The following is a 19,190-nucleotide window of genomic DNA, read 5'->3' on the forward strand; positions in this document are numbered from 1 at the left end:
CAGGGGCGAAGAAACGGAGTCTGACGATTGCTCGGCCGACTTACCACGGCGATTCCATCATGTTGACGATCTGCTTCGCCAACTGATTCGCGATCGCCTGATTGGCGGTCGCGTTAGACTCGCCGAGTTCCGGCAGGATGCGGCCGACGGCAACGACCTGCGCGGGGATGGCCTTCTCACGTTCCGGGGTCGGCTCCGGCAGCGTCACACTCGGGTCGAACGGGGTGGGCGCATCGACCGGGGGTCGTTGCCGGCGGTTGGACAGGATGCGGCCGGTGCGCAAGTCCCGCCAGACGATGTCCACGGTGGTCGTGATTTCTGCCTCGCGGATCAGCGATTGCTGGTTGACGTTCACCACGCCCTTCCGGATGCTGACGAGCTTGCCGAGCAATTCCGTGTCGGCCTCGTCGCGGTTGGACACGACCTTCATCCGCGTGCGGGTCTCGATTTCGCGGACCAGGGCTTTCGAGATGTCGACTTCGAAATCGCGGTACGGCGTCGTCTCGAAGGCGATGTTCTTGAAGACCGGGACGTACACCGTGCGAATGCCCTCGTCGAACTGCGGCTGCGTCGAGTAGCCAAAGAGTTTGAAGTTGCGGTCGTTCTGACACCCGCTGAGGGCGGCAACGGCGAGCAAGCTCAAGGTCAGAAGGCGTGGCATAACTCTCTCTCGAACGCACAGGGGCAAGCGGGTCAGCCCGATCCTTACGGTTGCTGCGCGGGCGGGACCACCGGGGCCGTCGCGGCGACCGGCAGAATCCCCGGTCGCACTTCGCCTTCCTTCCGCCCGAGCACGGCTTCGAACTGCTTGACCGCGGTTTGCAGTGGGCCGTACTCCTTCGCCTTCTTCGAATCAGTCGGGGCGTTCGCCCGGATCGCTTCCATCCGCTGCGTGGCGAGGTCCGAGTACTTCGTGCCGGGGTAACGTCGGCGGACGATCTCGTAACAGAAGTACGCACTGCCAGGGTGTTTCGTCTGTTCGTGGTACTCGGCCGTCTTGAAGTCCTTTTCCGCCTGCTGAGAGCGGATGGCGAGTTTCTGCCGCGTCAGAAAGTCCTTCCGCTCGCCGTCGGTAAACTCGGGCATACTCGCCTCGGCGTGCCGCACGAGTTGGAGCGCCTCGGCCGACTTCTGGCCGTCGTAGACCGCCCCGCCGGTGCTGTTGTTCTTGCTGATGATCGCCAACTCGGTCGCCTTCGGTCGCAGGGGGCTGTCCTTGTGGAACTCGATCAGCGTGCTGAAGTAGTGGTCGGCCTCGACGAAGTTGCCACGGTAGAAGTTGACGAACCCGCACCAGAACAGCGCCTTGTCGGCGGTCGGGCCGGTGATGTCGTTCAGGTGGACGTTCTCCAGGGCTTGCAGAGCACGCCCCTCGCGGTCGAGCGTCGGCTTCGTCTTGTCGTAGACGAAGAGCCGCTTCATCTTGTGCATGTACATGTTCTCGCCGTCCTGCTCGGCCTGGATTTCGGCGCGGGTGTCGTCGAGCCAGTAGTCGGCCACCTTGAACATCTCGGCACACGCCTGTTCGCGGTACGCCCCGGTCGGGTGTTCCACGAGCATCTTGTGGTACGTGTCCACCGCGTCCGGGTACTTCTTGAGTTGGCGGAAGCTCTCCGCTTCGAGGAAGCGAGCTTTCTCGCACATGATCGCGGGGTTCAAATTGTTGTCCGCGATCTCGTGGAACGTGCTCTGGGCGGAACTGAACTCGTTCGCCTGGTACCGTCGCTCTGCGTCGGCCATCTTGTCGGCCGCCTTCGGGTCGTCGTAAGACTTCGAGATGAGGCCCTTCGTCGAGTCGGACGCCTTCTGCTTGATGTTTTTGAACGTGGTGCAGCCGGCGGAAAGAAGACCGGCCCCCAGCAGTAGGAGAAATCGGCAGCGAGCGAAAGTACCCTTCACGTCGATTCCCCCAAATCCGTTTGCCGGAACCCCGTCCCCACTCACCCGACCCCGTCCAGGTACGCCAACATCTTCGGCCGCCGGCCGAGGATGGAACTCACCATCTGCGACAGCAACTGCCGCAATTCGGTCCGCACGCCCGCGGGCAGCGTGTCGCCGTCCGTGGCAAGGCGGCCCAACGTCGCCCGGCCGTCCGCACTCAGCCACCGGCGGTCCGCTGTCGAGGGTGCGCACTTCGGGCAAAGTGCCCCGCCCGCGCTCGGGCTGAACGGCACGCGAACACCGGCTTCCACCGGCGTCCCGCAGACCGCACACTCCTCGAGGCGAGGGCTATATCCGAGCTCTCGCAGCCACACAAGCTCAAACGCACTCACCGCCGCCGGGCGGTCGATGGTGGGGTTGCCGAGCTTGCGCAGCGTCTCCAGCGTGGCGTCGAAGAGTTGCGGATGGGGGTCGTAGTCGAACGTGCCGTCCGCGAGCAGTTCGGCGAAGTAGTAGCCGCAGTACAGCACCCGCAGGTCGGTGCGGAGTTGAGGGAACCGCTCCCGCACGGTGGCTTCGGTGAGCAGATCGAGTCCACCGTGGGCTTTCCGCAGGAACATGACTTCACAGACCGTCAGCAAGTCGAAGGCGACTTCGAAGCTCGACTGAAGCCGCCGCCCGCCCTTCGCCAGCGCCCGGACCTTGCCGAATTCTCGCGTCCACAGCGTTGTGATGCGGCTCGTTTCGCTCCAGTCGGTGCCGCGGATCACCAACGCCGTCGCCCGTTCGGCTGCCATGCGTTCCGTTTCCTTGATGTGTCAGCGTGAATCGACGGGCCGCCCGGACCTACGATAATGACACTGTACGCCGGAACGAGAAACCCCGAAACCCGGACCGCAATGAACATCGCCGACCTCCGCCGTAACTACACGCACGCCGGTTTGACGGAAGCCGACGCGGGCGACGATCCGCTCACCCTGTTCCGCCGGTGGTTCGACGCGGCTGCCGAGGCGAAGCTGCCCGAACCGAACGCGATGGCTCTGGCAACGGTGTCCGCGGAAGGCCGCCCCTCGAACCGCATCGTCTTGCTCAAGGGGGTTGACCACGGCCTGACGTTCTTCACGAACTACCTCAGCCGCAAAAGCCGCGAGTTGCAAACGAACCCATTCGCCGCCGTCGTGTTCCTCTGGGACGAAATCGAACGGCAGGTCCGCGTAGAAGGCACGGTCGAGCAAGTAACGGCCGCCGAGTCGGACGCTTACTACCACTCGCGGCCGCTCAGCAGCCGCCTCGGGGCGTGGGCGTCGGAACAGAGCGAGGTGATCCCCGGCCGCCAAATCTTGGAGCAGCACCAGGCGGAACTGATGGCAAAATACCCGGACGGCAACGTGCCCCGGCCCCCGCACTGGGGCGGGTATCGACTCTTACCCGACGCCTTCGAATTCTGGCAGGGCCGACCGAGTCGGCTGCACGACCGCATTCGTTTCCGAAAAGAAGCCGGCGGTTGGAAGCGGGAACGGTTGTCTCCGTAGAATGAGTGCGCGCCCTGCGCTCACACTTTCCGCGAGGTCAATCATGCGTTTTCTGCTGTTAGCGGCCCTGCTACTCTTTCCTGTTTCTCTCATTCCGGCGGACGACACGAAAAAGGGAGGCGACAAAGTGAACGGACCACTCGACTTCAAGATGAAGGACATCAACGGTAAGGAAGTTGATCTGGCCGCCTACAAGGGTAAGGTCGTTCTGTTCGTGAACGTGGCCAGCAAGTGCGGCTACACGCCGCAGTACAAGGGCCTCGAAGCGGTGTACCAGAGGTACGAGAAAGAGGGCCTCATGGTGATCGGCGTGCCGGCCAACGAGTTCGGCGGGCAAGAACCCGGTACCGACGCCGAGATCAAGGAGTTCTGCACGGCGAAGTACAACGTCACCTTCCCGATGCTGTCGAAGGTCGTCGTGAAGGGCGACGGCATCACCCCGCTGTACAAGTATCTGACGTCGAAGGAAACCGACGGCAAGTACGCGGGCGACATCAAGTGGAACTTCGAGAAGTTCCTCGTCAATCGCAAGGGCGAAGTCGTCGGCCGTTACGACTCGAAGGTGAAGCCGGAGTCGGATGAGTTAACGAAGGCGATCACGACGGAACTGGCGAAGAAGTAAATTACGTCGGCCGCAGACGCGCGGAGAACGCGCGTCTGCGGTTAATTTTAAGGCACTGGCAGCCCATCCAGGATTCGCTTCACGATCTCATCGGCCTTCAGCTCTTCCGCCTCGGCCTCGTAGGACAGCATCAGCCGGTGTCGGAGAACGTCGGGAGCCATTAGCTTCACGTCCTCTGGCGTCACGTACCCGCGGCCGTTCAAAAAAGCATGCCCCTTCGCCGCCCGCACGAGTGCCAGCGTCGCCCGTGGGCTGGCCCCGTACTGGAGAAGGCCGGTAAGGTCGATGTTGTACTCGGTCGGGTTGCGCGACGATCGGACCACGTCGATGATGTACTGTTTCACTTTCACGTCCAGGTAAATGGCATCGACAGCCGCCCGGGCTTGGAGCAGATCCTCCTCGGAAAGTACGGGTTCCACCGTCGTCCGCGCATCGACGCTCGCCATGCGGTCGAGGATCTGCATTTCCTCGGCCTTATTCGGGTAGTCGATCAGCACCTTCAACATGAAGCGGTCAATCTGCGCTTCCGGAAGCGGGTACGTCCCTTCCTGTTCGACGGGGTTTTGTGTCGCCAGAACCAAAAACGGCGAAGGAAGTGAGAACGTCGTCTCGCCGATCGTCACCTGCCGCTCTTGCATCGCTTCCAGAAGGGCAGATTGGACTTTCGCCGGCGCGCGGTTGATTTCGTCCGCCAAGATCACGTTGGCAAAAACCGGCCCGTGCTTGACCGTAAACTCGCCCGTTCGAGGGTTGTAAATCTGCGTGCCGATCACGTCGGCGGGCAGCAGGTCTGGCGTGAACTGAATTCGTCGATGGTTCAACCGCATGGCCTGCGCAACAACACGAGCGGCCAGCGTCTTGGCCAGCCCTGGGACGCCCTCAATCAGGATGTGCCCGTCGGTGAGCAATCCAATCACGACACGGTCGAGCAAACGGCGTTGCCCGACAACGACACTTTCCACCGCGCGATAAAATGGGTCCAGCAATTTGCGAACGTCGAGAGCAGGAAGTGGCGTCATGGAGAAAGTATAGCGGTGAACTGAGAAAGCTCACTTCTTGGGAATGAGTTCGTAGCAGACGAGCCGGTTCTTACCACGGACGTAAAGTAGCCCGCGGCTCAACACCGGCGGTGCCCAACAGGGGTATTCGAGGTCGGGCGATTCCCAACGAGCTTTCTCGTCGTACTTCTCTGAGTTGAGTTTGAAAAGGCGGAGTTCACCCTGTTCCGTCAGGGCCAACGCGTGGCCGTCCACTTTGAGAATCGAACTTCGGGTCGTCCGCTTCTCCTTCCATTTGACCTCGCCCGTTGCGAGCGACACGCACCGCAAATCTCCTTCAGGTGTGTGCCTGCCGCTAGAGCCGTAAACGTAACCATCGTGGTAAATTGGCGTATTCCAATGGCAGGCCAACGAGCGATCTTCGCGATCCTTCTCCAAGTCCGACCAAACGACCGTAACCCCGGTCCTGTCCGGCTTCACTTTCAAGCACACTGCCCCAGGCCAGTAAGATTCGGTCAGCAGAATCAAATCGCCGACAACGACCGGGTTAGACGCATTTACGCTCTCCTGGATCTTGGCCCGCCAGGGATAACTAAACAGTTTCTTTCCGGTGGCCGCTTCAAAAGCAACAAGACCGGCACGGGAAAAGTAGAGGGCCGTGCGTTGGCCGTGGAGGGTCACAACTGTCGGACTGGAATAGCTCGCGAGTTCATCCAACGCTGCATAAGCGACTTTCCCAGTCTTCTTGTCAAGGGCGAGGATCCCGCTCCCGTTCGGCTGCACGTCCCTCAGATCGGCCGGCCGAGGCCCTTTAGGGCTCCCGCCAACCGCTACGAGAAGCAATTCTCCTTCGACAATTGGGGTACTCCCAACGCCAAAGAAGTTCTGCTGGAAAAAATAGTTCTGCTTCGTGTCGAACTTCCAGAGCCGCTTCCCAGTCTTCTGTTCGAGACAGTGGATGACTCCTTCAACCCCATACGTGTAAACGCGATCGCCATCGACGACGGGACTGCACCGAGGACCGTTGTCGTAGCCGTAATAATCTTCGTACTGGAACTCATAGTCGAACTGCCAGATCATCTCGCCCGACTCGGCATTCCGGCAGGTAAGTTGTGTGACCGTCTCGGAGGAATCTATGTGAAATAACTTCCCCGCTGCGACGATCGGTGGCGCATAGCCGTTACCCAATTTGCAGTCCCAAACTTTCTTAAGTCCCTCACGCGGCCAAATGGTGCTTATGCCCTTCTCGGAAGATGACCCATCCAGAGACGGCCCCAAAAACCGCACCCAATCAGTTCCGGATCGTGTTGGCTTAGCTCGGTCCCAAAGTGTGGAGACTTGTTCTGCGGACGTGGTCCTCGATCCGGAACTTGCTTTAGGGTCTGTGTGGACGGCCGGGGTGCAAGAAGAGATTGCCAGAGCAATGCAGAGAAGCGTGATCCGCACGAATTGCCCTCGACAGGAGTGTGTGAAAACATGGCGAAGGAAATGATAGCGAGGATAACGAGAAAGCCCCCGGTCTGTTTTCAGACCGGGGGCTTTGGGATGATGCCGGCAATGACCTACTCTCGCCCTGGACGGACTACCATCGGCCCCGAAGGTTTTACGGCCGTGTTCGGGATGGGAACGGGTTCACCACTTCGGGCATGATCACCGGCAAGTCGCAACTGTATCGAGGTATATCGATGCAACTTGGGAGTACGAAATCGTCGACGACTTCTCGGGCGTCACGAGTGAGAGAACGAGCAATGTGGCCAAACGTTTGACTGTTAGTACCGGTTAGCTGAGTGCATTGCTGCACTTGTACACCCGGCCTATCGACCTGGTCGTCTCCCAGGAGTCTTCAAGGAAATCTGATCTTGAGGGAAGTTTCACGCTTATATGCTTTCAGCGTTTATCCATTCCGCACGTAGCTACCCAGCGATGCGGCTAGCGCCACAACTGGCACACCAGCGGTGCGTCCCTCCCAGTCCTCTCGTACTAGGGAGAAAGCCTCGCAAATTTCCTGCGCCCACAGCAGATAGGGACCGACCTGTCTCACGACGGTCTAAACCCAGCTCACGTACCACTTTCATCGGCGAACAGCCGAACCCTTGGGAGCTTCTCCACCCCCAGGATGTGATGAGCCGACATCGAGGTGCCAAACCTCCTCGCCGCTATGAACGCTCAGAGGAGATAAGCCTGTTATCCCCGGAGTACCTTTTATCTGTTGAGCGATGGCCCTTCCATGCGGGACCACCGGATCACTAACGCCGACTTTCGTCCCTGCTCGCCCTATCGGGCTCGCAGTCAAGCACCCTTCTACGTTTACGCTCGCTGCCCGATTGCCAACCGGGCTGAGGGTACCGTTGCACTCCTCCGTTACCTTTTGGGAGGAGATCGCCCCAATCAAACTGCCCACTTAGCACGGTCCGACGCTACGGTTCAGTAAACGTCGTTAGAATTCAAACACAACAAGGGTGGTGTTTCATCGACGACTCAGTGCGACCCGAAAGCCGCACTTCACAGTCTCCCACCTACGCTACGCATGTTGGGTCTAAACCCAATACCAAGCTACAGTTAAGGTTCACGGGGTCTTTCCGTCTAGCTGCGGGTATGTCGCATCTTCACGACAACTACAATTTCACCGAGTCTCTCGTGGAGACAGTGTTCCGGTCGTTACGCCATTCATGCAGGTCGGAACTTACCCGACAAGGAACTTCGCTACCTTAGGACCGTCATAGTTACGGCCGCCGTTTACTGGAGCTTCGGTTGCGAGCTTCACCTTACGGCTAACCCTCTTCCTTAACTTACCAGCACCGGGCAGGCGTCAGTCTGTATACCGCCACTTACGTGTTCGCACAGACCTGTGTTTTTAGTAAACAGTCGCCAGAACCTTTTCACTGCGACCCCCACGGATGGGGGCAATCCTTTTCCCGAAGTTACGGATTTAACTTGCAGAGTTCCTTCACGAGAGTTCTCTCGAGCGCCTTAGAATATTCATCTCACCTACCTGTGTCGGTTTTAGTACGGTTGTCGTGCGGTTTTCTTGGCAGTGTCTCTGACCATATCGGGACCTTAAACGCCCTGAGGCAATCTAATAAGCCTACTGGTCTCGGACTCTGCGTCCCATAGTGCACGACGAGCGCAGGAATATTAACCTGCTGGCCATCCGCTACGCCTTTCGGCCTTGCGTTAGGTACCGGCTAACCCTGGGCGGATTTACCTTCCCCAGGAAACCTTAGGTTTACGGCGAACGGGATTCTCACCCGTTTTATCGTCTACTCATTCCGACATAATCACTTGCAGCCGCTCCAGTGCCCGTTGTCCGTACACCTTCGCCGCAACTGCAACGCTCTCCTACCGTGCATTACTGCACCCACTGCTTCGGTGTCATACTTGAGTCCCGTTCATTATCGGCGCAGAACCCCTCGACCAGTAAGCTATTACGCACTTTTTAAATGGTGGCTGCTTCTAAGCCAACATCCTGGCTGTCTCCGGGGTTCAACTTCCTTTCGCACTGAGTATGACTTGGGGACCTTAGCAGGTGATCTGGGTTGTTCCCCTCTCGACTATGAAGCTTATCCCCCACAGTCTAGCTGCCCGACCTTGGTACACCGGTATTCGGAGTTTGGCTTCGATGGGTAGCCGGGTAGGCCCCCATTCGAAATCAGTCGCTCTACCCCCGGCGCCAACTAGTCGAACGTTAACCCTAAAGTTATTTCGGAGAGAACGAGCTATCTCCACGTTTGATGATACTTTCAATCCCCCACACAGCTCATCCCATCGGTTTTCAACCCAAATGAGTTCGGTCTTCCATGGGGTGTTACCCCCACTTCATCCTGGCCATGCGTAGATCACGTGGTTTCGCGTCTACCGCCCCCAACTTGACGCCCGTTAAGACTCGGTTTCCCTTCGGCTACGCGGCAGAGCCGCTTAACCTTGCTGGTGACGATAAGTCGTCGGATCATTATGCAAAAGGCACGCCGTCAGGCTTGCGTTGCCGCGTTGCCCTTCGACCGCTTGTAGGCATGTGGTTTCAGGTTCAGTATCCTCCCCTTGTCGGGGTTCTTCCCATCTTTCGCTCGCGCTACTTTTCGCTATCGGTTGCTAGAGAGTATTTAGCCTTGCGGGATGGTCCCCGCCGATTCGGACTCACTTTCACGTGTTGAGTCGTACTCAGGATACCGCTACGCCTGTCCCCCTGTCACGTACGGGGCTTTCACCCTCTGTGGCCGGCGATTCCACGCCGTTCGGTTAAGGATTCAGGTCGATGATACGGTCCTACAACCCCGGAAGGGCAAGCCCCTCCGGTTTAGGCTGTTCCGCGTTCGCTCGCCGCTACTGACGGAATCGAGGTTTCTTTCTCTTCCTCCAGGTAATGAGATGTTTCAGTTCCCTGGGTTCGCTCGGGTATTCCGGTATCAAAGCTCGTTTGACAGCTCCACCGGACTTATCGCAGTCTTCCACGCCCTTTCGCCTTCTAGCACCAAGACATCCCCCACACGCCCTTAATAGCTTGGCCACATTGCTCACCCCCTCGCCCCGCGTTACCACGAAACAAGAGAAGTAAGCACTGCACGCTATTTCATCCCCTCCCACCCGCTCCGTAGCGACTGGGAACGACGATCACTTCGTTCTTCTTCTAAGGCTCGTGCTCGAGAAATCGTTGAACAAAATCATCCCGCCCGATGGCCGCCCACCGAACGCGATGTTTGATGCGATTTCGTACTCACCAAGTTGTCAAAGATCGACAGTTCGGGGTCACAGGGCCCGGCGTCGCCGTCCCCTCCAACCCCAGGTTCGCGGCCGAGGCCGCTCACCCTCTATCGCCAGATTCGTCGCAAGTCTTTAGCAGACTTACACTTCCGTCTCTTGCGTGATTTCATCTTAGGGCCGGGTCGGCTCTCCGTCAACCACCCGCGGAATTATCCTTCCCGCGGCACCGACCCACCCGACCCGAACCTTCTGTGGAGAAAAGGGGATTCGAACCCCTGACCCCCTGCTTGCAAAGCAGGTGCTCTACCAGCTGAGCTATTTCCCCGGTCCCAGCCCCACTCAGTGCGGGTACTTGGATTTGAACCAAGGACCTCAGCTTTATCAGAGCTGCGCTCTAGCCAACTGAGCTATACCCGCATCGGTCTTGCAAACACAAGAGCCAAACCGATTCAGGTTTGGCTCTCTTCCGGCAACACGCTTCGGCGAGAGCAACCCTTAACTGAGGGTTTGATCCTGAATCAGGTTCACGTCGATGCGTATTGCCATACGTTTTTCCCGTTGGTCCTCGAATTCTAAAGACATCGCCCTCAACGTCAAGACAGTGCCCTATTTTCAGCCCAACGTGGACTACACCGAATCGCCGAGAGCGTTTTGTGCAATAGACTTCCGACGATCCTGTCCACCATCGATTTCGCGAAAAAATTCCCGCGAGACTCTTTCTTCATGTCAAAACGGACTCCCGTGCGCCCCTTTTCGAGGTCTCCAGCTCGGCATACGCTCTGCGTAACCGGCGAACTCCTTCCGCGATTTCCGAAGGTTCCGCCACTCCAAAACTTAAGCGAATTTCGTGATCGGGCACCTTGCCCTGTTCATTCGGAACGTGACCGAGATTCCCCGGAATGTACAGCACCCCCTCGGACACGGCTGCCTCGACCAGCGGACTGCCCTTACCTGTTGGAGTGCCTGAGGGGAACGTCATCCACACGTATAGCCCGCCCGCCGGCACGTTCCACCGCACGCCCGGACAACTCGCGAACTCAGTGGCAATGGCCGTCAGCATGGCGTCGCGTTTTGAACGGTAAACCTCTCTTAGCCGCACGAGGTGTCGGTCGAAGGCTCCGGTTTCGAGCAAGCGATTGAGGATGTGTTGTGCCAGATTGGACGACCCGAAATCGTGGTTTCCCTTCAGGTTGCAAACGGGGGCCACGAGGTCATTCGGGAGGAGCGAATACCCGGTTTTCAAGCCTGGCGAACAGGGCTTCGAAAACGTCGTGGTGTAGATGACGTATTCGTTCGTGGTGTCGAACCGCTTGATGCTGGTGATGTCGTCGCCGTCGTAACGCAGTTCCCGATAGGCGGCGTCTTCGAGAATCAAGATTCGGTGGTGCTTACTAAACCGCTTCGCCAATTCCACCAACTTCGGCCGGCGATCTCGGGCCAGTGTGAGGCCGGTGGGATTTTGGAAGTAGTCGACGGTGTAGATCAGTTTGACCTTCTTCAACTCCCCCGCGAGTTCGAGCCTTATTAGCTCCTTTTCAAGCGATTTGAGGCACATGCCTCCGTCGTCCATCGGCACGCCGATGACTTTCGCCCCGTGGCTCTTGAGACAGTCGTGGTAGACGAAGTACGACGGCGCTTCCGCGAGCACAATGTCGCCCGGTTCGATCAGCACTTCGCCGAGGAGGTAGAGCATCTGCTGCGATCCGGTCGTGAGGACCACGTCGCCTAGCGTCAGGTTGATGTCCGAGGGTTTCACGCCGTCGGCGGTGCAAACGCGGTCTAGCACGCGAGCGCGGAGCGCCGGCAATCCCTGCGTCGAGCCGTACTGCAAGGCCGCCTTCGCGGTGGCCGGGTTCGCCATCATCTCGGCCACGACCTGAGCAATCTCCGCGCTGGGAAACGCCGACTCATCGACCAACCCGGCGGCCAGGGAAATCAGCCCCGGCGTTTCGATGGCCTTCTGAATGAAGTAACTGATCGGCGAATCGGCCGTCCGCAGGGAACGGCTCGACAGTGACAACGCGGGTGGCATGAATCGGCCCTTTCAGTGGTAGAAATGAAACCGGCCCCGGAGGTTCACTCCGGGGCCGGCACAATTTCTGAGTTTGGCGGTTCCCCGGACTATGGTGTGGCTGCGACTGCGGCAGCAGCAACGCCCACGGCAACAACGACGACGGCCACCGCGAGGGTGGGTACTGTCATCGGGTTGACGGAGAATGGCGTCATTTCACACGTTCGGGGAGGTTTCCCTTAGCGTATCACCGGCTTCGGAAACTGCCAACAGAAACTTCTGGGCCACCCTCTCCTACTCCTCTCCCACTGGATCGCGGACGCCGTAGGAATCGCCCGCGAGGCACAAGACTACCGCAGAGACTACAGCAGGGGAAGCGGAAACTACCGCGGAGACGACCGCCGGGGAGGTCCCCACCCCTCTTCTCCTCGTAAGCGTGAAATCCGTGAGCTGTACCGAAATCCCGCTGGCAACAGACGCCTTGTCCGGGAATGGCCTTGCCCTTTTACTCTTCTAGACGCCGATTAAAGGGGCAGGTCAGCGATTAAAAGGGCAGGCTCTCATTTCTCGCTTCGCGCAGCCTCACCGGCTATCATCACCGGACGGAGGCCAGGCGATGACGGAGCAAGAGTGGCTGATGGATGACAACCCCGGGCGGTGGCTGTATCCGGATCGCATGCAGGCGATGAGCGAGCGGAAGCTTCGGCTCTTCTGCGCCGCATGCTGCCGCCGGGTCTGGCACCTGCTCCCTGATGGCTGTCGATCCGCCGTCGAAGTAGCCGAAGCGTACTCCGACGGCCGAGCCGATCGCGATGTCCTGCTGCGTTCGTCTGAAGTCGCGCGAGGAATTGCCAGTGACGCCGATGGCAACGCCCAAGACGCGGCGGATGCCTCGGCCTCGGCCGCCGAGGAGGACATCCGAAGTCATGCGTTCCCGGTCACGGTGTGCGCCAGTAAAGCGGCTTGGCGAAGGAAGGGTGAGCGGGAAGCAGAGGAGGCCGCGCAAGCCACTCTCCTCCGCGACATCTTCGGCAACCCGTTCCGCCCCGTCATCTTCTCCCCGTCCTGGCTTACGCCAACCGTTGTCGGCATCGCCACTGCCATCTACGCCGATCGCGCCTTCGACCGTCTCCCCATCCTCGCCGACGCCCTTCAGGACGCTGGATGTGAGAACGACGAGATCCTGAGCCACTGCCGCAGCGAAGGTCCGCACGTTCGGGGCTGCTGGGTCGTCGATCTGCTGACGGGCCGCAAGTAGTGTGAACCCTCTGCCATCGCCGAAGCCGTCGCCCTCTCCCGCGTTCCCCCTTCTGGGACAGCTTCCCCTCTCGACTTCGACGGCGTCTCGCTTCTGTGGGAGTGGGCACCGCTGTCGCTCGGCGTCTTCGACGGAGCTGCGGACGGCGACCGTCCCCGCCCCCTCTTCTCCTTCGCCGACGCCTTCGCCTTCTAAGCGACTACGGGGAGCCGGACGGGGACCGTCCCCTCGCCCACTCCCCTCCTACACTGACGCCGTCTCGATCACCCCCGCTACGGCTGTGGGAGTGGCACCCACGGGCCTCGCCTCGACCCAGACCCAGACGGCGACCCAGGGGGAGGGGACACCCCGCCGCCGCCTCTTCGCCGACCCCGCCTGAGACTCAGGGGCGGGATACCCGCCCTCGCCGTCCCCTCTCCTCGCCGACTGGGTCAGGGGCTATTTCGAGAAAGACGATAATGATTACCTAATTAGTGCTTATTAGACTTAGGTCTCGTCTGAGTCTCAGACGGCGACTAGAATGAGTCGCCCTCGCCTCCCCTTTTCGAGTTGCAATCGACTCCCCCTTCGCCCCTGGCGAATTAGTCCCAGCTGAAGACCCAGCAGCGGCCCCCAGCTCGCTCCTACCTCGCGATCTCCTCTCGTCTCAGACCCAGTACGCCCTGCCGACGCCCTCGCCGATCGCGATCCTATCGCATCCCAGAGGTGGTCGCTGAACCCACTTCTCCGCCCCCGCCGACCCCGTCGGCGGGGGTTCTCCTCTCCCTCTCCCTCCCGAGACTCTGATGAGCAACGACCCCAGCCGCTACGCCGCCGCCCTCCGCGACGCCGTCCCCTCTGCTCTCCCGCCCTCTCTCCGTCCGCACCTCGACGACCTCCGCGAGATCACCCGGCCTCAGAAGGAGAAGGCGGCGTTTCGGCAGCGGGTGATTGATCTGGTGAGGGGGAGGGGGAGGGGGAAGAAGCCTACCCCCAGCCGAAGGCCCTCGGCCGCCACTCCCACAGCCGCACCGACGCCGATGCCGCCGAAGCTCCCGCCGGTGACGGCGGAGACGATCTCGCCCCGTCAACTCCGCCGCCTCGGGCCGCGACTCGCGCTCGCCCGCATCAACCGCAACCGCCTTCGTCTGGGTCGGCCGCAGGGGGTGAGCCTCGGCACAGGCCCGATCCGCGAAGGGGTCCGCGAGGCCGTCGGGGACAAGTTAGACCTCGATCTTCGGCCGCTGGGGAAGGAACGAGACGCGGCCCGAGACGCCCTCGCCGACCGCGTCCGCGGGGCCGTCGAGAAGGTCTTCCGCGGGTTCGAGACGATCGACCACGACCACGCCTCGACGGTGACGCTGCCGGGGGAGCGGTTCCTGCACGTCCAGGTCCCGGCGGGGTCGCCCCTCGCCCACGTCACCTTCTACCAAGCCCCGGCGAAGGTCAACCTCCGGCCCGAGGCCCAGACGGCGTCCGCGCCCCGGCTCCAGCGGGGAACCCTCGACTTCCTGCGGCACCTCCGCCGGTTCGCGACCGAGCTTCACGCGCAGGGAATCCCGATCGGGTACAGCGAGCCGTCGGACAAGCGGCGGGCGAAGCTCTACGGCCAGACCCTCGCCGAGATCGGCTTCACGCCCGACCCGGTCAGCATCGACCCGAAGCTGCACGTCTGGCAAGCGGGCGTCCCGGCGGCGGAACAGGAGCGGCGGTTCGCGGACTACGACCGCCGCCTCCGGGAAGACAAGACGACGCCCGAGCGGTTGAGTCGGGAAACGGACGACGAGGACCTCTCCCACCTCAGCGACGAGAAGCTTCTGGAACGGTTCGCGACGGCCGGCCGCGAGAAGGGCGTGAACGTCAGCTACCCGACGCCGCCGAAGAAGGAAGTCGCCGGGCGGTTCGCAAAGGTGATGGAGGAGGCGGGGTATCGGCGGTCGAAGGCGGCACCCGAGACGGGAATCGAGAAGTGGGTGCCCGACGCTACGCCGCACACCCCGCGCAGGTGCTGATGTTCTCGGCGACGGCGACCCAGGCGACCTCGCCGCCCGTGAAGCGGACGAGGTGGAGACCGTTCTCGACGGCGAGCGATTCGGCGGGGAGGTAGACGACCCCCTGCCGCAGAATCACCCCGCTCACCCGGACCGTGACTTCGGAGCCGGTTCGAACGTCGAGGACGGTCGCCCTGTCGGTGCCGAGGCCGACGCAGACGGCGGGGATAAGAAGTTGAGTGGAAGTCATCGCAGAAACCTCGGAGGAGAAAGAGTAATAGTGTCTTAACGTACACTGCCTCTCCACTCAAGCTCCGTAGCCGCCCCGGCGGCCGACGCTGACGCCGAATAGAAGAAGCCCCCTCTGGGAATGGTCCCAGAGGGGGCTTTCGTCGTTTCCGGGTCTCCGTCGGCCACCCCGACCGCGACGCCGACCCAGACGAAGAGGGAGGGGGCGAGGGAGACCCGCTCCCTCGCTGTCTCATCGCCCACGCCGTCGCGGTCTAGGACTTGCCGAGGACGAGGTCTAAGACCCAGCAACCGCGAGCGTGCGGACCATCCCCCCGGAGGTGGGCGAGAACGGCGGAGTCTTCGCACCCCACGTCTTCGAGGGCGTCCGCGAGGATTGGTAGACGATCCCAGGCTCGGTCTTCGTAGGCGGCTTCCGCCAGGGCGTAAGCGGTAGGAGTGATCCAGGCAGGGTCAAAAGAGGCGAAGGGGTTGAAGACGCAGCGGAGGAGGTCAGCTTGGGCCTTTCGCTCGACCTCTTCAGGCAGATCGCCGAATCGGCCAACGGACGGGAAGTAGGGCAACACCTCTTCCATCTTCTCCGCGACCGTGTCGCACGCCGCCCGTGCCGCGTGGTGGAGGTCGGATCGATCGCCGGGGATGACCCAACAGGCGTCGTGCGATTCCTGCCACCAGAAGTCGCGCTCGTCATTCGTCTCCCGTCCGTCCGCGTACCGCTCCGCGACCTCCACGGCAGTACGGTGGGCTTCGTCGGGCAGGGCTGACCAGATCCGTCGGCAGCACGCGACGGCGAACAGCCGCAGCTTCCGATCGGACGCCGCCCCCCTCGCCCGCAGACACTCCAGCATCAGCTTCGGCTCCGTCGCCGCCGCCCACTCCGCATCGGTCATCGACACCCCTCCCCGCCCGTCCCCGCATCAGACCCCGCGGAGGCCCCTCGCCGAACCCTTCGCCCCGCGGACGGCGACGCCGTCAGCGACCGGACTTACTTCTTCTGGTCTACCGCGGAGGAGATCGGAGTAACGAAGTTGTTCGATGCCGCAATGTTCCTTAACACCACCTCCGACCAAAAGGCAACATCGCGGTCGGGGTCGGCCCCCATCGCCTTGATCCGATCCATGTCCTCAGACAGCAAGCCCGGCAACTTGCCAGCGGCGCTCAGCGCCGACGACCGCACTGACGGGTCGGGGTCGGAGAATCCTTCTAGGATGGCGTCCTTCACGTCGGCCGAGTCCGGGGCGATCACGGCAATCGCGCCTAGGATCGCTTGTCGGATGCCGAACAGCGGCCGGCGGTGCAGCAGTCCGATCAGTTCCGGCACGGCGAACCGGGCGACCGGCCCGAGGTACTGTAAGTCCGAGACGATCCAGAACACCGCCCGGTCGTTCGGCTGGGCGAGCGCGTCCCGGAGCACCGCCCGGTAGTCGTCGTCCGTCGCGGCGAGCTGGCACACGCGGGCGACGGCCTTCTTCCGCTCCCGCCCGTCGGGGCCGGTGAGCCGCTCTAGCCAATCGAGTGGACTGAGGCGAGGCACCCCGACCCCTCCCAGAGAGAACGATCTCTATCAACTCCGCCCCACCCTACCCGCTCCCCTGTCCCCGGTCAACGCCCTCGCCTTCGCTCTCGCCGCCCTCTTCTACGTCAGCGTCAGCGCCCGCGAGGGCATAGGCGAGGGGAAGGCGACGGACGCGAAGCGGCAGCCCCCGCCACAGGAAAGGGGAGGGCGACCCCGTCGCCGTCTTCGTCGCGGCGGGGTGGGCGTCGCAGCTTGAGCGGAGAGGGTTCGCGACGAAGGAGCGGTCGGGGGCTCCCCAGAGGCTCCCTCGCCTACGCGGGCGTAGGCGTCGGAGGAGGCGACGGAGATTAAGTAGGCGACGGCGGCGAAGCCGCCGCGGGGGCGGAGTGAGAGCGGGGACGGCGAGGGCGTCCCGCCGCGAACGGCGAACTCCCCCGTTGCACCGCCGGATGCGGCGCGAGAAGATGGCAGAAAGGGGTCGCGTTCCCCGCGGTCTTTCTCACCCGTGGTTTTTCCGTCATGCGAACTCTACTCTACAAACGAACACACAGCGGCGACCCCGACACCGATGGGCGGTTTGGTTGTCACAACTGTATGGGCACGGTAAGGGAGCGAGAGTTCAACGCGGTGATCGGAGTGGGTGGCGAAGGCAAAGGGGTCGATTCCGACGTTGCGGGCAACCTCAACTGGATCGGGATCGGGCCGCGTAAACACATCGACCAAGAGACGGGCTATCTGATCGTAACCTTCGACGTGTTTCGCGACTTCAACAGGCTGGGGATCAAGTTTCGCGCTATATCTCCCCTGCTCGCGGCAAGGATGTACGAGGGCGGGGCCAGAACGCTGATGACGTTCAGCCGCGAAGAACAGGCGGAAATAGACGACCTGCTCGCAAGGGTAGAGATTGAGCCGCGAACGGGAGCAGTCGCCAAAGGCGGTAGGCCGCGGCCAAAAACGTGTCGTCCCAAACGCCGCCGAAATCCGTTGGGGTCGTGTGGACGATGATTCCATCACTTATCGAGCCGCCCGCGTGGCTTCACGATCTGCGAGCGGGCGTTGATCCCGACCTGTTGCGCATCGTAGACGACGTTTGGGCGAACCGAACAAAGTTCATTCGGTGGCCTCAAAAGTCACTTATCTTCATGCCGGGAACTGTTCGAGGAAAGGCGAAGTTCCACGATTACAGTGTCCCGCAAAGGGAGCAGATAAAAGCCGCAAAGATCGCAGCGGATGCCCGGTCAAACGGCCCTGCGATCATGGCCTACTTACTGGCCGGGGGCGAACGCCCGTTGCGGTCCTCGGGTCGGAAGGGGTGGTCGATTCATCACATCTACGACGGCCAACACCCGCACCAGGATCGAACCTCAAGCACGCGAGCAGTAATAACGGGGGAATATTTCACCGAAGCTGCCGGGCTGGTCGCCATCCATCCCGTTGCGGATGCGTTGGCGGATGAGGTTGGATACTTTGCTTGGTTGCTGCGATACGAAGCGTATGTTCGGTTCCGCTTCGATCCCGATGGTGTGTTCATTTCAAAGCACCCCGCAGTTTGAAATCTCACGTCAAATTCGATTCGGTGGGCAGACCGCGGAATCGGTGGGCAACTTCGATTCGGTGAGCAAAGCCATCAAGCGGAGTCCGCGGAATAGACGGAGGCGGGGACGCGGGACCGACGCGGGCGGGGTCGGTGCGGTCTGTGGGAGTGGCGAGCCGGCGGGCCGCGTTGGGTCGGGGACGGCGAAGAAGGAGAAGAACCTCGACGGGGAGCAATTCCCCGTCGAGGTCCGCGTCGCTTCTGAAGGGGCGTGGGCGACCTCATCGCAGGTCGAGCGTAGACCTACGCCGACAGCGACGGCACCTCCGCGGACAGGTACGCCAGTCTCCCCTGCCTCACGATCGCCGCCGCGTAAGTTCGCGAGATGCCGACCGCCTGGCCGATCTCGCGGAACCCCTTCCCCTCGGCCCGGAGGGCGTAGATGCGGGCCACGTCCTCGCGAGAGAACCGCGTGCGGCCGAAACTACAGCGGCCCTTCGCGGCCATATCCGCCGCGTTGTCGGCGGGGGTGCCGAGGAAGAGGTGCGCGGGGTTGACGCAGCCCCGGTTGTCGCAGCGGTGACACACGAACCGGCCGCACGAGATCGCCCCGTTCGCGAGTTCGTAGGCGAAGCGGTGGGCGGGGACGCGGCGGCCGGCGTCGTGGTAGAAGCTACCGTACCCCGTGCCCGCCTTCGCCCCCGTCCACGCCCAGCACTCGTCCGGCCCCGCCTTCGCGACCTTCGGCCAGAACCGCGTCGCCGGATCGACGGCCCGCTCCTGCTTCCGATAGCGAGACCGGATCTCGGGCCGGTAGTAACACTGACCGCACAGCCCGCGGGGGCGAGTCGAGGGGCCGCGTTCGCAGTGGAGACAAAGTAACATCGGCGGCGACGGGCCGCAGGTTTGGGGCATCCGAAA

Annotated in this window: 16 protein-coding genes, 2 tRNA genes and 2 rRNA genes; 6 read left to right on the forward strand and 14 right to left on the reverse strand. The window is 61.7% G+C overall.

What is annotated here, in order from left to right; all coding sequences use genetic code 11:
- Nucleotides 1-40: 40 nt before the first annotated feature.
- From lptE to recO, 3 genes are read right to left on the reverse strand one after another with little or no spacing between them, the layout of a single operon-like run.
- Complete coding sequence (gene lptE, locus PX52LOC_RS29735) at nucleotides 41-661, reverse strand: LPS assembly lipoprotein LptE (protein ID WP_149113493.1); 621 nt, start codon at nucleotides 659-661, stop codon at nucleotides 41-43.
- A 44-nt stretch (nucleotides 662-705) separates the two neighbouring features.
- Nucleotides 706-1,899 (reverse strand): tetratricopeptide repeat protein, encoded by a 1,194-nt coding sequence (locus PX52LOC_RS29740; RefSeq protein WP_149113494.1) that lies wholly within the window; start codon nucleotides 1,897-1,899, stop codon nucleotides 706-708.
- 41 nt (nucleotides 1,900-1,940) lie between these two features.
- Nucleotides 1,941-2,678: a DNA repair protein RecO gene (recO, locus tag PX52LOC_RS29745; protein ID WP_149113495.1), complete on the reverse strand. Its 738-nt coding sequence runs from the start codon at nucleotides 2,676-2,678 to the stop codon at nucleotides 1,941-1,943.
- A gap of 102 nt (nucleotides 2,679-2,780) precedes the next feature.
- On the opposite strand from recO, the gene pdxH reads away from it, so the two are divergent.
- Both pdxH and PX52LOC_RS29755 read left to right on the forward strand, forming a co-directional pair.
- The gene (gene pdxH / locus PX52LOC_RS29750) at nucleotides 2,781-3,413 is read left to right on the forward strand and encodes a pyridoxamine 5'-phosphate oxidase (protein ID WP_149113496.1); all 633 of its coding nucleotides are present in this window, start codon (nucleotides 2,781-2,783) and stop codon (nucleotides 3,411-3,413) included.
- Nucleotides 3,414-3,456: 43 nt separating this feature from the next.
- Nucleotides 3,457-4,035, forward strand: coding sequence for a glutathione peroxidase (locus PX52LOC_RS29755; RefSeq protein ID WP_149113497.1), 579 nt, complete (start codon nucleotides 3,457-3,459; stop codon nucleotides 4,033-4,035).
- 47 nt (nucleotides 4,036-4,082) lie between these two features.
- Here the strand turns inward: PX52LOC_RS29755 and PX52LOC_RS29760 are convergent, their stop codons facing one another.
- From PX52LOC_RS29760 to PX52LOC_RS29790, 7 genes are all read right to left on the reverse strand, one after another.
- On the reverse strand, nucleotides 4,083-5,054 hold the full coding sequence (locus tag PX52LOC_RS29760; protein ID WP_149113498.1) for an AAA family ATPase: 972 nt from the start codon (nucleotides 5,052-5,054) through the stop codon (nucleotides 4,083-4,085).
- Between the two features lie 30 nt (nucleotides 5,055-5,084).
- Nucleotides 5,085-6,479 (reverse strand): PQQ-binding-like beta-propeller repeat protein, encoded by a 1,395-nt coding sequence (locus PX52LOC_RS29765; protein WP_315853248.1) that lies wholly within the window; start codon nucleotides 6,477-6,479, stop codon nucleotides 5,085-5,087.
- Nucleotides 6,480-6,582: 103 nt separating this feature from the next.
- Nucleotides 6,583-6,691 (reverse strand): 5S ribosomal RNA (rrf, locus tag PX52LOC_RS29770).
- A gap of 92 nt (nucleotides 6,692-6,783) precedes the next feature.
- Nucleotides 6,784-9,537 (reverse strand): 23S ribosomal RNA (locus PX52LOC_RS29775).
- Nucleotides 9,538-9,983: 446 nt separating this feature from the next.
- Nucleotides 9,984-10,056: transfer RNA gene (locus tag PX52LOC_RS29780), tRNA-Ala, on the reverse strand.
- A gap of 18 nt (nucleotides 10,057-10,074) precedes the next feature.
- A tRNA-Ile gene (locus tag PX52LOC_RS29785) sits at nucleotides 10,075-10,148 on the reverse strand.
- Nucleotides 10,149-10,452: 304 nt separating this feature from the next.
- Nucleotides 10,453-11,763 carry an aminotransferase-like domain-containing protein gene (locus PX52LOC_RS29790; protein WP_149113499.1) on the reverse strand — a complete coding sequence of 437 codons (1,311 nt, stop codon included), beginning with the start codon at nucleotides 11,761-11,763 and terminating at the stop codon, nucleotides 10,453-10,455.
- A gap of 595 nt (nucleotides 11,764-12,358) precedes the next feature.
- Between PX52LOC_RS29790 and PX52LOC_RS42935 the strand changes: the two genes are divergently transcribed.
- Nucleotides 12,359-13,000, forward strand: a complete 642-nt coding sequence (locus PX52LOC_RS42935; protein ID WP_246173504.1) for a hypothetical protein — start codon at nucleotides 12,359-12,361, stop codon at nucleotides 12,998-13,000.
- 785 nt (nucleotides 13,001-13,785) lie between these two features.
- Entirely contained in the window at nucleotides 13,786-14,991 is a 1,206-nt protein-coding gene (locus PX52LOC_RS29800; protein ID WP_149113500.1) for a hypothetical protein, read from the forward strand.
- Here the strand turns inward: PX52LOC_RS29800 and PX52LOC_RS29805 are convergent.
- From PX52LOC_RS29805 to PX52LOC_RS29815, 3 genes are all read right to left on the reverse strand, one after another.
- Nucleotides 14,963-15,220, reverse strand: coding sequence for a hypothetical protein (locus PX52LOC_RS29805; RefSeq protein ID WP_149113501.1), 258 nt, complete (start codon nucleotides 15,218-15,220; stop codon nucleotides 14,963-14,965). The two genes, PX52LOC_RS29800 and PX52LOC_RS29805, sit on opposite strands and share 29 nt — an antisense overlap.
- A 253-nt stretch (nucleotides 15,221-15,473) precedes the next feature.
- Nucleotides 15,474-16,109 carry a hypothetical protein gene (locus tag PX52LOC_RS42940; protein WP_246173505.1) on the reverse strand — a complete coding sequence of 212 codons (636 nt, stop codon included), beginning with the start codon at nucleotides 16,107-16,109 and terminating at the stop codon, nucleotides 15,474-15,476.
- 95 nt (nucleotides 16,110-16,204) lie between these two features.
- Entirely contained in the window at nucleotides 16,205-16,753 is a 549-nt protein-coding gene (locus PX52LOC_RS29815; protein ID WP_149113502.1) for a HEAT repeat domain-containing protein, read from the reverse strand.
- Between the two features lie 501 nt (nucleotides 16,754-17,254).
- On the opposite strand from PX52LOC_RS29815, the gene PX52LOC_RS29820 reads away from it, so the two are divergent.
- Together PX52LOC_RS29820 and PX52LOC_RS29825 are read left to right on the forward strand one after the other, a co-directional pair.
- Complete coding sequence (locus PX52LOC_RS29820; protein ID WP_149113503.1) at nucleotides 17,255-17,740, forward strand: hypothetical protein; 486 nt, start codon at nucleotides 17,255-17,257, stop codon at nucleotides 17,738-17,740.
- The gene (locus PX52LOC_RS29825) at nucleotides 17,737-18,288 is read left to right on the forward strand and encodes a hypothetical protein (RefSeq protein ID WP_149113504.1); all 552 of its coding nucleotides are present in this window, start codon (nucleotides 17,737-17,739) and stop codon (nucleotides 18,286-18,288) included. Before PX52LOC_RS29820 ends, PX52LOC_RS29825 begins: the two co-directional genes overlap by 4 nt.
- Nucleotides 18,289-18,572: 284 nt before the next feature.
- Here PX52LOC_RS29825 and PX52LOC_RS29830 read toward each other — a convergent pair whose 3' ends face one another.
- Entirely contained in the window at nucleotides 18,573-19,184 is a 612-nt protein-coding gene (locus tag PX52LOC_RS29830) for an HNH endonuclease signature motif containing protein (RefSeq protein WP_149113505.1), read from the reverse strand.
- Nucleotides 19,185-19,190: the final 6 nt, after the last annotated feature.

It is taken from the genome of Limnoglobus roseus (genome assembly GCF_008254045.1).
In the GTDB taxonomy this organism is placed as follows: Bacteria; Planctomycetota; Planctomycetia; order Gemmatales; family Gemmataceae; genus Limnoglobus; species Limnoglobus roseus.